This is a genomic window from Amycolatopsis sp. H20-H5 (assembly GCF_035828755.1).
Classification (GTDB): Bacteria; Actinomycetota; Actinomycetes; order Mycobacteriales; family Pseudonocardiaceae; genus Amycolatopsis.
The window spans coordinates 87,407-101,730 of the sequence record NZ_JAYMZS010000017.1; the positions used below are offsets into that span (position 1 = coordinate 87,407).

The window sequence follows — 14,324 nt, forward strand, 5'->3', positions numbered from 1 at the left end:
CGGTCTACCCTACGACGTGCATACGGCGAGCGAGTTGATCGAGCTCGAACGGGGGCTTGCCGTGCGCGTTCCGAACCCAATTGAGGACAAGCTGCCTGCTCAGGTAATGGTGGCGAACCTGGTCGGGTGCCTTCCGTTCGGCGTCGAGCACGGTGGTGACTGCGGCTTCCAGCTGGCCGGACACGTTGTATGCCCGCGCTACGTCGAGCATGTGGCGGACCTGGCGTTCGAGCGGCAGCGCGCTGGTGTCGAGGTTCGGGCCGAGGTCAAGGGCGATCTGTACGTCGCCCAGTTCCATGGCCGTGTTCACGCGGTGGATCGCTACGTTGGTCGGTCCGAACGCTGTCCAGAGGCGGTTGCCGTCTACTCCCAGTCGTCGGGCCGCGTCGTCGGCCTCGGCGAGGTAGCTGCGCGTCTTCGCGCGATCTTCGGAGCGTGATGCCGCCATCGAGCCAGCGAGAAAGAGCGTTCCGTAGGCTGACAGCAGGTCGCCGCCATCTTCGTGGAGGTGTGGCTCCAGGTACGCCGCTCCTGCTTCAGTGAGCTGCATAGCGGGCTCGTGGCGGCCGGTCGAGAGCAGAGCAAACGAGACTGAGCGGAACAGGGACCCGGTGATTGCGGGATTCCCGGTTTGTTGCGCGGCCGCGAGGCCTCGCTCGGCCGCCATCCAGGCGAGGTCCGATTCGCCCAGCTTCGTCAGCACCGATGCCGCGGCTTGGTAGCTCAGCGCCAGGAGTTCGTGCGCTCGCAGACGGAGGTCACCCTCGTACTGGCGTGCAGCGAGTAAGGCATCGGCCAGCAGCAGGGGAGCGCGGCCTGTCGCGAACCCGAAACGCGAGCCCTGGTAGGCGTCGAACACGGAGCGAAGCTCGCGTGCGAGTTCGTCGAGCGGCGGCGGTTCGGCGTCCGAGGCGGGTGCACTCAGAATCGGCGTCAGCTGCCGGTAGTCCATCAGGGCTGCGCGGAGTGCGGGAACAGTGGCGGTACCGCTGTCCGGCGTCCAGTCGAGGAGCGTCGGCTCGCCGATGAGGTCGCCCAGGGCCACGTCGAGAGCATCGGCGAGCCGTCGGATTACCGACAGCCGATCAAGCTCGGCGCGGTTGTTCTCCGCCTTGCGCAGCCACTCGCCGGTACGGCCGACGAGGCCGGCCAGCGCCTCCTGAGACATGCCTCGCCGACGGCGATACCACGCAACGCGTTCGCCAATGGTCAGGTTCTCGGTCATTCCTCGCATGGTTCCACCCTGATCGCCCCTCCGGAGAGTACCGGGAAAATTCTTCCCGGGCGGGGTCGCGAACCGGGCTGATGCTTCTGCCATGACACAGCAGCGACATCAGTTACCCAGCGGCAGTAGGGCCGACACGGCTTCTCCGTCAACCCCCAGCAAGTTGTGTGACAGCAGCAGAAACGCGAGTCTGAGCGATAGCCTGTCCTCAGTCGGGCAACCGTGCCTCTACGGCCGCGAGGCGTCCTTTCAGGTCCTCGACTTCTCGCGTCAACTCGTTGACGCGGCCAGTCAGGTCCTGTTCGGCCTCCGAGTCGTCCACGTCGTTCGGCCCGCGTCGAACAAACGAACCTTTTCCCGGCCGGGTGACGATCAGCCCGTCGTTCCGCAGCAGGCCAAGCGCCCGTTTCGCAGTCTCGACCGCGACGTCGTACTGGTCGGCCAGCGCGCGGTGCGTCGGCAGCTGGTCGCCCGCCGCGAGGTCGCCACCCTGGATTGCTTTTCGGAGTGCGTCGGCAACGCGGAGGTACGACGGGCGGGGGTCGTCGAGGTCGGTTCCGTTCATGCGCCACAGCTTACGAGCCACTTCCACAAAGACAGCTTCGACGTCTCACCCTTGTCTGAACTGTCTAAGACAGCTAAGCTAGTTCGTGTCGCAGGTCTTGCGGATTCTTCCGCTGTGACTCGCGGACAGGAAAAAGCCCCGACCGGTGCTGGAACACCGGCCGGGGCGCACATCGAGACTTTGGGAGCAACGATGCAGGTAGAGACTACCCGGCTGTACCGGGTTCGAACGGTCGCGGAGGCGTTTGACGTCTCGCTGGCGACGATCTATCGCGCGGTTGAGTCCGGCGCGCTTCGCGCTATCCGAGTTGGCACCGGCAAGGGCGCGGTCCGCATCCCAGGCGCGGCCTTGGCGGAGTACCTCAAGGCGTGCGAAGCCGCCGCCGCTACTCGCGGTGCCGTGTCGGCTGGGGGTGCGGCCTGATGAGGACGTTCGGGTCTGCCCTGGTGGCGACGGTGTTGATCGGTGTTGGTGTGGCCTTGTCGGGCTGGCACGTGAAGGTCGCGGTGGTCTGGCCGTGGTTCGTGGTCGCGGGTGTCGCGGCCGGCGTGCTTGGCCTGGCGGAGCTGATGAAGGGCAACGCGGCCCGGATCGTGACGGTCGCGCTTGGTCTGGTGGGCCTGTCGGCGTGGTTCGTGGGCTGGGTCCCGGTCGAGACGCCGGGCTACGACGTGTGGCCGTGGGGCCTGTTGCTCGGTGGCCCGGTTCTGGCCGTTGCGGCGTTCCTGGGTTTGCGGGGTCGTGGTGGTTCGCGGGGGTTGATCGGTCGGTGGTCGAACCGGTCGCGGCGTAACGGTGGTGTGGCGTCGCGGTGGCAGATCTTCCGGGTGGCGTCGAAGTCGGCGATGCGCCGTAAGGCGAAGGTGCTCAAGCCGGGCTTGCGTAAGGCGATGTGGTGGACGCGGCGCCGGGTGCCGGTCTTGACCTATGCGACGCCGATCGCGCGGGTCGGACGCCAGCGGATCTGGTCGCCCGTTGAGGACATCACCTTGCGGTTTGGTGGCCCGCGTTCGGGTAAGACGGGGGAGTTGGCGTGCCGGATTCTTGACGCGCCGGGCGCGGTGATCGCCACCAGCACGCGCACGGACCTGATCGACTTGACGGCGAAGCTGCGCGAGCAGCAGGGCCCGACGTACGTGTTCAACCCGTCGGGGCTGGGGAATCTGCCGTCGACGATCACGTTCGATCCGCTGACCGGGTGCGAGAACGCGGTGACCGCGACCTACCGCGCCACGGATCTGCTCCCGGCCGACGGTGGGGATTCCGACCGTGAGCACTGGATCTCCCAGGCACGACGTGCCCTGGCGGCGTTGATGCACGCCGCCGCGCTGGGCGGGTTGGAGATGGGGGATGTGCAGTCTTGGGTGGCCGACCCCGAGGGCACGGCTGATGAGGTGCTGCGGCTGCTGCGCAAGTCACGCGAACCGGCGTTCGAGCAGACCGCACAGCAGTTCCTGACTACCAACGACCGGACCCGGTCGTCGATCACGACGACGATCATGCCCGCGCTGGGCTGGCTGACCGACCCGACCGCGCGTGCCGCGGCGACCGGTGGCGCGTTCGACGTGGCGGAGCTGCTCGACTCGCGGGCCACGGTGTACCTGCTCGGCGCCGACGAAGGCCACACCGCTCCGCTGGTGGCGGCGTTGACCGCGCACCTGGCGCGGGAAGCTCGGCGGATCGCGTCGGAGTCGCTGGGTGGCCGGTTGGACCCGGCGTTGACGTTGGTCCTCGACGAGGCCGCGCTGGTGTGTCCGGTGCCGTTGGACGCGTGGACTGCGGACATGGGCGGTCGGAACGTGACCATCCACATTGGTGCGCAGTCGCGTGCGCAGCTGCGTAAGCGGTGGGGCGACACGGGGTGTGGCGCGATCATGACGAACTCGGCGACGGTGCTGATCCTCGCCGGAGCGCGTGACGGTGACGACTTGCAGGCGTATTCGCTGCTCACGTCGGACCGGCACGAGCTGGTCGAGTCCCAAGATGCCGACGGTCGGGTGACCGGCCGGACGCCGCAGCGGGTGCCGGTGCTCTCGCCGGGGCAGATCGCGCAGTTGCCGGAGTTGCACGCGGTGATCATCCGACGGGGGATGCCCGCCGCGATCGGGAAACTCCAGATGGCGTGGAAGCGGGGCGACGTGAAAGCCCTGGAGCGCCGCGAGCGGCTCGCCGAGTTTCGGCTGCAGTGGGCGGAGGCGTCGCAGCGGTGGGACAGCCGGCGCGACGAGCTCGCGGCCCGCTTCGGTGCGTTCACCGACGACATGGCCGACCGGGTCGGACCGTGGATCGCCCGACTGGAGGACTGGTACGCGACCCGTAAAGCCGACCGTGCCGCCCGCGCTGCCGCGCTCGCGTCGCGCACTGACGCCACCGACGACGCGGGGGTGGCGCAGCCGGGCGGGATGGTGACGGCGCAGGCGGTGCGCCTGGACACCGAGCTGGACGAGTGGATCGAGCAGCACCGGCACGGTGGCCCGCGTACCGACGGCGACACCGACGCCGGCGAGACCGACGGGCGGTGGACGCGATGAGGATGCGTCTGAGCGCACTGGTCGGGCAGCACCGGGTCGAGGTGCTGGCCTCCTACAAGCGGACTGCCCCTTACGAGATGGTCTTGGCGTTCGGTGACGTGTCGTGGGTGCTGGGCCGGGAGCTGTTCGGCGAGGGCCTGCGGACGGGGCAGGCCGGGGCTGGGGACGTGCGGGTCACCGCGCGCGGTGACCTGGTGGTGCTCGGTCTGTCCACTCCGGACGGCACCGGGTCGGCGATCCTGCGCCGTGACGACGTCGAGCAGCTGGTGCGCGCGACGTATCTGGTGGTGCCCGCCGGGCGGGAATCGGAGTCTCTGGACTGGTCGGGCCTCGTGCAGTTCCCGGGGGTGAGCTCCCGATGAGCACGACGCAGGGCAAGCCGAGGGTGTGGCTGGTGGCCGGCCTGGCTACCGCCGAGGACCCGGCGGATACCCCGGTGGTGCGGGACGACTTGATGCGGCAGTGGATCCCCGGACCGCGGGGCAGCTACCACACCGCTGATGGCCGTCACCACGCCAACTGGACGGAGCTTCGTACCCGTTTCGATCTTGTGGAGGTGACCTCATGACCAGCCCCAAGGAACCGAGCTACGCCACCGCCGCCGCCGTCAACGGCCTCGCCCGCGAGGTCGAGGGACTGCGCAACGCGGTGGAGCCGATGAAGAAGCTGCCCGGCCAGGTCGACGACCTGGCGACCACGGTGCGCAAGCTGGCGGAGACGACCGCCGCCACCCCGATCACGGGCGGTGCGCCCTCGTGGCTGGACCTGCCCGCCGACCTCGACCGGGTGCAGGCGGTGCTGATCGAGCTGACCGGCTGGCTACGGGAGGTGTTCCTGCGCTACGCCGACGCTGTCGCGGCGTTGCCGGAGTGCTGGCTGTGGCACGCGGACGTCGTGGAGGAACTGCTGTGGCTGATGTACGCGTGGCTCGGCGCGTACCGCGACGAGGACGCCACCGTGGCGCGGGCGGGGGACTGGCACGACCGGTACCGCCCCGGCGTGGTCAAGCGCATCAAGTCCGCGACGTCGGCGTGCTCGCTGGAGAACCACCAGCCCGGCGGCGCCCGCCACACCGGTAGCCCGATCGTGCCGCTGGCAGACGCGATGGCACCGCTGGCGACCTGGTGGGCCACCCAGCGCGGCGAGACCGCGCCGGAACCCACCGTTGAGCAGCTCGCCGTCGCCGCGGCCGCGCCCCGCCGCACGGGCGGTGGTCGGCGATGAGCACGACAGCGGGCCAGTACCGCGGCCAGGCCGCCGACGACGCCATCGGGCAGTACCTGGAGTTGCGCACCACCGGTCTCGACATGAGCGAGGCCACCCGCCGTGCCCGGCGGGATTCGTTGGTCGAGGACAGGTCGGTGTCGTTGTTCGAGTCGTTGATCAGCGCGGGTGTTTCGGTCGTGGACGCGCGTGCCGACGCGGTCGCCGAGGCGGTTGCCGACGGTGCCCTCTCGATGTATGTGCAGCTGCGCGGCGGCGGTATGAGCGCCGAGCGGGCCGCGTCGTACACGGTCGGCGACTCGCCCGTCGCGGCGAGCGCGGTGCGCCGTTACGAGCAGGTCATTGCCCACGGGCACGAGCAGGACCTCGCGGTCGCCGACGCGATCAACTCCGTGATCAGCGAGTCGAGCGTCGCCGCGGTGGCCGCGCAGCTCGGGATGGTCCCGGTCACCGCGGACGACGTGGACCCGCCGACCCGTGTCGCGGTGCCGGGCCGCGGTGCGGATGGATGGCGTCCGCCGGTGGCGCAGCCGTGGCAGCGCGACGACCGTCACGCCGTCACCGACGGTGCCGCGCAGCCGGTCACCGCGGGCATCTTCACACCGCCGTTCGCCGGTGAGCTCGACTATGAGGGGTTCCCAGCGGCGAGTCCGGATCACGGCTACTACCGCGCCCGGGGCGTGACCGCTGTCGAGCGCTATCAGCGGTTGCTCGCCGGGGGCATCGACGCGGCCGTCGCGCAGGTCGAGGCGGCAGGGGACTCGCAGGTCGCCGCCGATGCGATTTCCCGCTACGTCGTGATGACCGCCTCAGGGTTGGACCCGCTCGTCGCGCACGAGCAGGCGGTGAGCGACGCGGCTGATCAGGAGGTGTGGACGCAGGTCGCGTTCGACCGGCGGATCGCACGGGAGCGGGCCGAGCGCGCCGAACGCGACGCCGACGACGATGGGCACATCGGAGAGTACGACGTGAACGACGCCGACTGGCGAACCCCGTGGCGCACCGACATTCCGGAACGTGCAGCGGAACCGGGCAGCTGGATCGCCCGCCAGTTCGGCGCGACACCCGATGCGCTGCCTGACGTCATCGACGTCGCAGCCGAACGCGCGGACGCGGTCCGCGCCCAGGCCGACCTGGCCGCCGGGATGAGCGGTGAGCAGGCCCGTGAGATCGTTGCCCGCGGCGACGAGCTGAATCGGCACCTGCGAACCTGCACCGACGACACACTCGGCTGCGGCATGTGTGCCCAGCAGCTCGACGGACGGTTGACCTCGTTCTGGCGGCTGGAGTACCCGGCCGCGACCGCGCTGCTCGCCGACCGGGCCGACGGCGTGGTGCCGGTCGACGAGCCGGACGTGACGGTGATCGACCCGGCCCAGTTGATGCCTGCCGACGTGGCGTTGCACAACTACGGTGTGGCCTCCGACGCGGTCGAGCGGTTCGAGCTGCTACGCGCTGACGGTGTCGACGCCGACACCGCCGCGCGGCAAGCGGTGGTAACTGACCTGGCTGACATCCCAGTGGCCCACGCTGCGGTCGAGTCGTTTCGCCGCTTGCAGGGCAGCGGGATCGGCGACGAAGCCGCCCGCAGCAGCGCGGTGGTCGACGCCGCAGACCGGGCGACCCCGCGGATCAGCACCGAGCAGGCGGACCGGTTCACCGCCGCGTTCACCGGTCCCGCCGACGGGACTGTCGCATCGGAGTTCGACGACCTCGCCGCTGCCCGTGCGGCCGTTGCGACGTTGCCGGACGGATCGATCTCACCCGAGGACCTGGCCCGTGTCGGTGTGACACCGGAGCAGTTCTCGCGCCTGGTGGACGAGAGCATGGACGCCGACGCCCGCGCGTGGCACGCCGAGCACGAGCTGGACCTGCTCAACGACCGGGCCCAGCTCGATGCCAACGGAGCCGACGGCCCGGCCATCCCGGAACAAGGGCCGGAACCGGGCAGCTGGATCGCCCGCAATCTCCCATCGGTGCCCGCGACGGACGACGCCGCGACCACCGTTGACGACCTGGCGCACGTGCGCGCCGAGGTAGTGGATGAGCTGACCGGGCCGAGCGGCTGGCCCGCTGGCAGCGCGACGACAACGTCCAGGCCGACACGACTGGATCCGGGCACGAGCGGGAGCAGGTATGAGCGGCATGCAGGGTCGTGAGCGGTGGATGGTGTTCGCGTTGTGGTTGCCGGGCGTGCTGGTCGCGCTCGGCGCGGCGGCGGCGACCGCGCACGGCTTGTTCGAGGTCGCGCTCGGCAGCGGTGTCCCGGCGGGCATCGCCTGGATTTACCCGCTGATTACTGACGGGCTGGCGATTGTCGCCTATGTGGCGACGGCGCAGCTGGCCGAGGGCGGGCGGCGTTACGCGTGGACGGTGGTGATCCTCGCGGCTGGGCTGTCGGGAATCGCGCAGGCGACCTACCTCGCCGGTGGCGTCGCCGCCGCCGCCACGGGCGTGGCCGCTCCGGCAGCGCCGCCGGACTCGTTGCTGCGCTTCGGGGTTGGGGCGTGGCCCGCGATCGCGGCGGCGATCGTGGCGCACTTGCTGTTCATGCTCGCCGCTGAACACGGCTCGGACGTGCCATCGGATGCCGTGCCGGTCGCCTCCGGAGTCGAGGTGTCGTCCACTCGCGTGGTCGGACCGTCCGTCGCGCAGGCGTCCGCCGTTCAGCCGGGAGCCGTTCAACGCCAGAGTGTTCAGCCCGGCCTGTCGGGCGAGTCCGTACAGCCGTCCAGTGCTGTACAGCAGCCCTCGGCGTCCGACGCGAGCGGCGACGCGCCCGCAACCGTCCAGTCCGCCGAGGCGTCCGAGCCCGCCAGCGTCGAGCCCGCGTCACCTGAGTCGCCGCGCCGTACACCGGTTGCGTCGTCACCGTTGAAGGATCGGGCGCGCGCTGCCGCGCGCCGCCACGCCGCCCACCAGGGCGACCTCCCAACCGTCGACACCCTCATGTACCTCGCCGACGTCTCCCGTGGAACAGCCGGAACCGCGCTCAAAGAACTGCGGGAACAGCCCGCACCACTTCACGTCATCACCGAGAACACCATCCCCAGGACCCAGTCATGACCACCATCAATCTCACCTCAGAACACATCACCTCCAACTCACCCATCAGCACCACAAGACACCCATTTACGAAGACATCAAGGCCAGAGACAACGACAAAGAGAAGGACCCAAGACGGAGCACACCTATGCATCACGATCTGTCGGGCCGGAGCGCCGTGGCCGGCGCCCGGGACACGACCCGCGTTGTTGATCTTCAAAGCCCGTGAAGTCGATCTTGAAAGGGGTGCGCCGTGCTGACGATCGCCAACGGCTACTCGGTCAAGTACCTCACGGACGAGGTCGCGAAGGGCCGGGAGAACTACTACACCGACGCCGTCGCCGAAGGAGAGCCTCCGGGCCGCTGGTACGGGGCGGGCGCGGAGAAACTCGGCCTGACGGGTCTGGTCGAGGACGACACGATGTCGTAGATCTTCGTGTCGTTCCTCGACCCGCGCGACGACGCGTTCAACGATCCAGCCCGTCGGGCGGAGGCGTCCACTTTGGGCCACACCGGGCGGAACTATCCGACGGAGGACGAGTTGTACGCCACCGCGCTGGACGCGGAGCCGAACGCGAGCCCTGAACGGCGCACCGAGTTGCGATTGAACGCGGGCAAGGCCGCACGGAAGAACGTCGCCTTTTTGGACGCGACGTTCAGCGTTCAAAAGTCGGTGACGGTGCTGCACACCGCGTTCGAAGCCCAGCAGGTCACCGCTGAACGGACGGCTGAACGGCTCGCCGCCGCGTTGGCGACCACGACCGATCCGGGCGAGGTCGCCGAGCTGACTCGGCAGTGGGACGAGGCGCGTACGGCGGCGACGTCGTGGCGGACGCACCGCGACGCGGTCGAGGACGCCATCTGGGCAGGCAACCGGGCGTCATTGGACTACCTCGCCGAGCATGCCGGGTACTCCCGTGTCGGACACCACGGCGGCGCCGCGGGCCGGTTCATGGACGCCCACGGTTTGGTCGCGGCGTCGTTCTTCCAGCACGACTCGCGCAACCACGACCCGCAGCTGCACATCCACAACGCGATCCTCAACCGCGTTGAGGGCACCGACGGGGAATGGCGCACCCTGGATGGCCGGTCCCTGTACGCCCACCGCGGCGCCGCTGCCGCCGTGGGGGAGCGCACCACCGAGGAACACCTCGCCCGCGCACTGGGTGTGCGGCTCGCCGCCCGCCCGGACGGCAAAGCCCGCGAGGTCGTCGGCATCGAGCAGCCGGTGATGGACCTGTTCAGCTCCCGACGCCGCGCGATCACCCAGCACACCAAGACTCTGGTGGAGGCGTTCGAGACGAAGTTCGGTCGTGAACCGAACTCGCTGGAGCTGGACCGGTTGCAGCGCCAAGCGACGCTCGCGACGCGCAAGGCGAAGTCACACGACGGGGAGACCGTCGAGGAACGCCTGGAGCGCTGGGACACCCAGCTGCGCGCCGAAGTCGCCGGCGGGCTCGCGCAGGTCGCCCGCGGCGTGCTCGACCTGCCGCGCGATCAGGTCGAACCGGTGGCGTGGTCACCAGCGGACGTGCTGGCGACCGCCTTGGCGGATGTGCAGTCCACAAAGGCCGGATGGACCGCACCGGACTTGACCCGCGCGATCAGCGACGCACTGCCTGATCACCTTGGCCCGCTGTCCGGACCGGAGCTCGCGCGACTGCTCGACGGTCTGACGCAGGAAGGGTTGAAGCTGGCGACGCCGCTGGACGCCGAACGTCCAGGCACGGACCAGTTGCCCGACGACCTGAAGCTCGCGAACGGCGAATCGGCCTACCAAGGGCCGGGTCGTCGGCTGTATGCGACGCCGGAGCACATCCACACGGAACGGACGCTTGTGGCGTCGACCGCGCGCGGAGGCGCGCCGACGCTGACGTCGACTGCCGTCGACGGGTTCGTGGCTGCGCTGGCAGAGTCCGGGATCGAACTCGGCGCGGACCAGGCCGCCGCTGCCCGCGGCGTGCTGTGCTCCGGCGCGAGCGTCGAATCACTGGTCGGGCCTGCCGGGACCGGTAAGTCCTTTGTGGTCGGCGCACTCGCGAAGGCATGGGAGGACCCCGTCTTGTGGGACGGTGCCCAGCGGCGCGTTGTCGGTCTGGCCGCGAGCCAGATCGCCACCGAAGTTCTCGCAGGGGAAGGGCTGTCGGCGCGCAACATCGCGCAGTGGCTCGGGACGCAGCAGCGGCTGGCCGACGGTGGCCAGTCCGCCGAGGATCAGCCGTGGCGGTTGCGGGCGGGGGATCTGGTGGTGGTCGACGAATCGGCGATGGCCAACACCGCTGACCTCGCGAAGGTGCATCACCACGTCACCGCAGCCGGAGCGAAACTCCTGCTGACCGGCGATCACCGGCAGCTCGCCGCCGTCGGCGCCGGAGGCGGCATGGAGCTGATGGCCGACGCCGGCGCGGCGTACGAGCTGACCGAGGCACGCCGCTTCTCCGCCGAGTGGGAACGGGCGGCGTCGCTGCGGTTGCGCGAGGCCGATGAGACGGTGCTGAACGATTACCACAAGAACGGGCGCCTGCTCGACGGCGGAACTCGAGAGCAAGCGGAACGCTCGGCGGCGGCGGCGTGGCTGGGCGACACTCTCGCCGGGCAGCACGCGCTGCTGATCGTCGACACCAACGAGCAAGCCGCCGACGTGTCGGCGAAGTTGCGCGCTGAGCTGGTGCGGCTGGGCAAGGTCGCCGAGGACGGTGTGCCGCTGGGGTTGCAGGGCACCTACGCGGGTGTCGGGGACTTGATCCAGGCGCGGCGTATTGCCTGGAACCTCGCTGGGTTCGAGGGCAACCGACGTGGCCCGATCAACCGCGAGTACTACCGCGTGCTCGATACCCGCGAGGACGGCGGGCTGGTCGTGGCCCCGGTTGCGGGCCGTGACGGGGGAGTCGAGCAGCTCGGCGACCGGATGACGCTGCCCGGCAGCTACGTCTCCGAGCATGTCGCGCTGGGGTACGCGTCCACGGTCAATAGTGCGCAGGGTGTGACGGTGGATCGGTGCCACACGGTGGTGTCAGCGATGACGAATCTCAAAGCCCTCTACGTCGGGATGACTCGGGGTCGGCACGGCAACACCGCGCACGTGACCACAGTGACTGCCTACGAACGGATCGACTCGGCGGAAGGTACCGACGAGCGGCATCATGCCGGGCTGGTGGTGCAGACCGACAGCCCCACCGGCGAGGTGATCGACACTGCCCGCCGGTCACCGGGAGCGATGCTCGCCGGGGTGTTCGAGACTGCAACTCCGCAGCGCTCGGCGCTGGCCGAGGCAACAGAGTCGGCGCAGGAGACCGACGCGATCCGCACACCGGCCGAGTTGCTCGCCGACGCGACGGAGCTGGCGACCGCGGGCCGGACCGCACGCTGGCTGGACCTGCTCGTGGTCGACGGGCACCTGACCGAGGCCGACCGGGCACGCATCGCCGCCGAGGACGGCGGCCCGACCTTGACGCGGCTGCTGCGCCGCGCGGAGCTGGCCGGGCACGACCCGCACCAGGTCCTCACCGACGCGGTCACGGCCCGAACGTTGTCCGGGTCGCGGCAGCTGACGAACGTGCTGCACCACCGCATCACCGAGAACACGACGCTGGACCCGGTCGGCGACAGCTACTCCGACTGGCTTCCGCGGGTCGAGGACCCGCAGTGGCGGACCTACCTGAAGTCCCTGGCCGACACCGCCGACCAGCGACGCCACGAACTCGGCGAGCACCTCGCCGCACACCCGCAACAGTGGACAGTCGAGGCGTTCGGCGAGCTGCCCACTGACCCGGAACTGCGCAAGGGGTGGATCAAACAGGCCGGGATCGTCGCCGCCCACCGCGAACTCACCGGGCACGAGGACCTGGAGGCCGCACTCGGCGCGGCACCGAAGGCGGGGCAGGTCGAGGCGTACGCGTCGTGGCGTTCGGCCTGGCGTGCACTCGGGCGGCCGGAGTCCGGCCGCGACGAACTGGAGATGAGCGACGGCCAGTTGCTCGTCCGGGTTCGCGCGGGGGAGCGGGAAGCGGCGTGGGGACCGGCCTACGTCGCGAACGAGCTGGCCGGTACCCACCAGGCGGTCGCCGCGCGGCGGCAGGAATCGGAGATGCGCCGCGCCGAAGCCGACGCCGCCACCGACGATGACGAGCGGGAGCGGCTACTTCAGGAAGCGGCCGAAGCCGCAGCGCTGGCCGACGTGCTCGACCAGCGCGCGGGCGAGCTCGCCGGGGCGGACGAGGCGCGCGCGGGGTGGTACGCCCATACCGCCGAGACTCGCGCGGCGGCCGAACGCGCGGCGCTGGAGTTGTCGGGACGTCGCTCGGGCGACGAGCACGAGGACGTGACGGTGACCGCGGCCGAGTGGCTCGACGTCGACGCTGAGCACCAGGTGGCCGAAGACGTCCACCGGGAGGTCACCGACGAGGCGGATCTGGTCGAGGTGGTCGAGCAGCGCGACGCCGACGTCGCGCAGGTCGAACCTGAACCGCACGCCGATGCGGCGGAGACCGGTGTCGACGACGTCCGCGACGTCGCCGCGCAGGAACCGGTGCAGGCGCAGCGGGACACGGTGCGGGTGCCGTCGGCCGACGAGACGGCCGATGAGATCGTCCAGGCGCAGCGTGCGCTGCGGGAGATCGAGCAGCGCCGGGCCGCCGAAGCCAGTCGCGCAGCCGAAGAGGCGCAGGTCGCGGAGCTGTCCCGGCGCCACGTAGAGGACGTGGCCGAGCAGACCGCGGTCGACGAGTCGGCCGAGGTGTATTCGCGATGAGCAGGTCAGCCCTGAGCGTGGGCGTGGACGTTGGCGGGCTTGGTGCCGCGCCACGCCCACATCAGGGTCTTGACCACCGCGGGCAGCCAACCGGGCCGGTTGGCTACCCACGTGGGAACGGGGCGACGGTGCAGCAGCACCTCAGCGGCGAGCGTCTCCGCCTCGATCACTTCTTCGTGGGCCAGGCCGGTGCGCTCGGTCACCGGCGCGTAGGCCAGGTAGCAGGGACGGCCACCCGGCGGCCGGACCGTGGCACACGCCAGCCAGCGGCAGGCGTCAACCACACCGAAGTTCGCCCAGGTCTTGTCCTGCTCATACCGCTGCTCCGCGGCGATCCACAGTCGGGCGAAGTCGACCAGAGGCACACGCAAATTGCGTGGCGGAATTCTGTCGAGGTCTGCGCCGGTCAGCTCCATACCTCTGATGGTGACACGCACCTACGACAAAAACCGAGGCCCGAACGGGCCTAACAGAAAAAGGGCACCGCCCTCTGCGGGCGGGAAATGGAGCCGTCCTTCGGCCGGCGCTCTGTTGGACCGCTTCGCGGCCCGGCTTAGCACGGCCCTGCTCACTGTCAAGGGGTCTGAAAACTTGTGGCCGCAAAAAGCGCGCGTCCAAAACTTTTCAGCCTGATCCCTTGACAGCGAGCCTCTCGGGCCGCGCACGGCGCCTAAGAGCGGTGACGGGCAAGCCCGTCGCCCGCATATCGGGCCACGAAGAACAAGCCCCTAACCACGCAGTCGGATCACTGACCGAACGGGAGTGGACATGGCAGCACGAAAGCAGGACAGCCAGGAAAAGGTCGCGAAGAAGCTCGGCATGACCCCGGAACAGCTTGCCCATGTGGAGCAGCAGGCGGCCGCGGCCCGGGCCCGTGGACGGCGTCCCGCCGGGACCGCCGGGGCCGAGACGAAGCTCGCCAGCTGGGGCGACGTCGACGGCCAGGACGCCCTGTTCCCCAGCCCTGCCACGAACGGCAACTAG

13 protein-coding genes are annotated in these 14,324 nt (G+C 69.9%); 10 read left to right on the top strand and 3 right to left on the bottom strand.

Annotated elements, in window-relative coordinates; all coding sequences use genetic code 11:
• Positions 1–4: 4 nt before the first annotated feature.
• Positions 5–1,225, bottom strand: a complete 1,221-nt coding sequence (locus QMK34_RS13200; RefSeq protein ID WP_326414158.1) for a helix-turn-helix domain-containing protein — start codon at positions 1,223–1,225, stop codon at positions 5–7.
• A 208-nt stretch (positions 1,226–1,433) separates the two neighbouring features.
• Complete coding sequence (locus tag QMK34_RS13205; RefSeq protein WP_326414159.1) at positions 1,434–1,790, bottom strand: GntR family transcriptional regulator; 357 nt, start codon at positions 1,788–1,790, stop codon at positions 1,434–1,436.
• 192 nt (positions 1,791–1,982) lie between these two features.
• Here QMK34_RS13205 and QMK34_RS13210 point away from each other — a divergent pair, with 192 nt between their 5' ends.
• From QMK34_RS13210 to mobF, 9 genes are all read left to right on the top strand, one after another.
• On the top strand, positions 1,983–2,213 hold the full coding sequence (locus QMK34_RS13210; RefSeq protein WP_326414160.1) for a helix-turn-helix transcriptional regulator: 231 nt from the start codon (positions 1,983–1,985) through the stop codon (positions 2,211–2,213).
• Complete coding sequence (locus QMK34_RS13215) at positions 2,213–4,321, top strand: type IV secretory system conjugative DNA transfer family protein (RefSeq protein WP_326414161.1); 2,109 nt, start codon at positions 2,213–2,215, stop codon at positions 4,319–4,321. Before QMK34_RS13210 ends, QMK34_RS13215 begins: the two co-directional genes overlap by 1 nt.
• Positions 4,318–4,683, top strand: a complete 366-nt coding sequence (locus QMK34_RS13220; protein WP_326414162.1) for an SsgA family sporulation/cell division regulator — start codon at positions 4,318–4,320, stop codon at positions 4,681–4,683. Before QMK34_RS13215 ends, QMK34_RS13220 begins: the two co-directional genes overlap by 4 nt.
• On the top strand, positions 4,680–4,889 hold the full coding sequence (locus QMK34_RS13225; protein ID WP_326414163.1) for a hypothetical protein: 210 nt from the start codon (positions 4,680–4,682) through the stop codon (positions 4,887–4,889). The genes QMK34_RS13220 and QMK34_RS13225 overlap by 4 nt, the downstream gene beginning before the upstream one ends.
• A complete protein-coding gene (locus QMK34_RS13230) occupies positions 4,886–5,545 on the top strand; it encodes a hypothetical protein (protein ID WP_326414164.1) in 660 nt (219 codons plus the stop codon). Before QMK34_RS13225 ends, QMK34_RS13230 begins: the two co-directional genes overlap by 4 nt.
• Positions 5,542–7,704 carry a hypothetical protein gene (locus QMK34_RS13235; protein ID WP_326414165.1) on the top strand — a complete coding sequence of 721 codons (2,163 nt, stop codon included), beginning with the start codon at positions 5,542–5,544 and terminating at the stop codon, positions 7,702–7,704. The genes QMK34_RS13230 and QMK34_RS13235 overlap by 4 nt, the downstream gene beginning before the upstream one ends.
• The gene (locus QMK34_RS13240) at positions 7,682–8,611 is read left to right on the top strand and encodes a DUF2637 domain-containing protein (protein ID WP_326414166.1); all 930 of its coding nucleotides are present in this window, start codon (positions 7,682–7,684) and stop codon (positions 8,609–8,611) included. The genes QMK34_RS13235 and QMK34_RS13240 overlap by 23 nt, the downstream gene beginning before the upstream one ends.
• Before the next feature lie 232 nt (positions 8,612–8,843).
• Positions 8,844–9,020 carry a relaxase domain-containing protein gene (locus tag QMK34_RS13245; protein WP_326414167.1) on the top strand — a complete coding sequence of 59 codons (177 nt, stop codon included), beginning with the start codon at positions 8,844–8,846 and terminating at the stop codon, positions 9,018–9,020.
• Between the two features lie 6 nt (positions 9,021–9,026).
• Complete coding sequence (gene mobF, locus QMK34_RS13250) at positions 9,027–13,340, top strand: MobF family relaxase (protein ID WP_326414168.1); 4,314 nt, start codon at positions 9,027–9,029, stop codon at positions 13,338–13,340.
• A gap of 5 nt (positions 13,341–13,345) precedes the next feature.
• Here the strand turns inward: mobF and QMK34_RS13255 are convergent, their stop codons facing one another.
• Positions 13,346–13,705, bottom strand: a complete 360-nt coding sequence (locus QMK34_RS13255) for a hypothetical protein (RefSeq protein ID WP_326414170.1) — start codon at positions 13,703–13,705, stop codon at positions 13,346–13,348.
• Positions 13,706–14,108: 403 nt separating this feature from the next.
• Between QMK34_RS13255 and QMK34_RS13260 the strand changes: the two genes are divergently transcribed.
• Positions 14,109–14,324 carry a hypothetical protein gene (locus QMK34_RS13260; protein ID WP_326414171.1) on the top strand — a complete coding sequence of 72 codons (216 nt, stop codon included), beginning with the start codon at positions 14,109–14,111 and terminating at the stop codon, positions 14,322–14,324.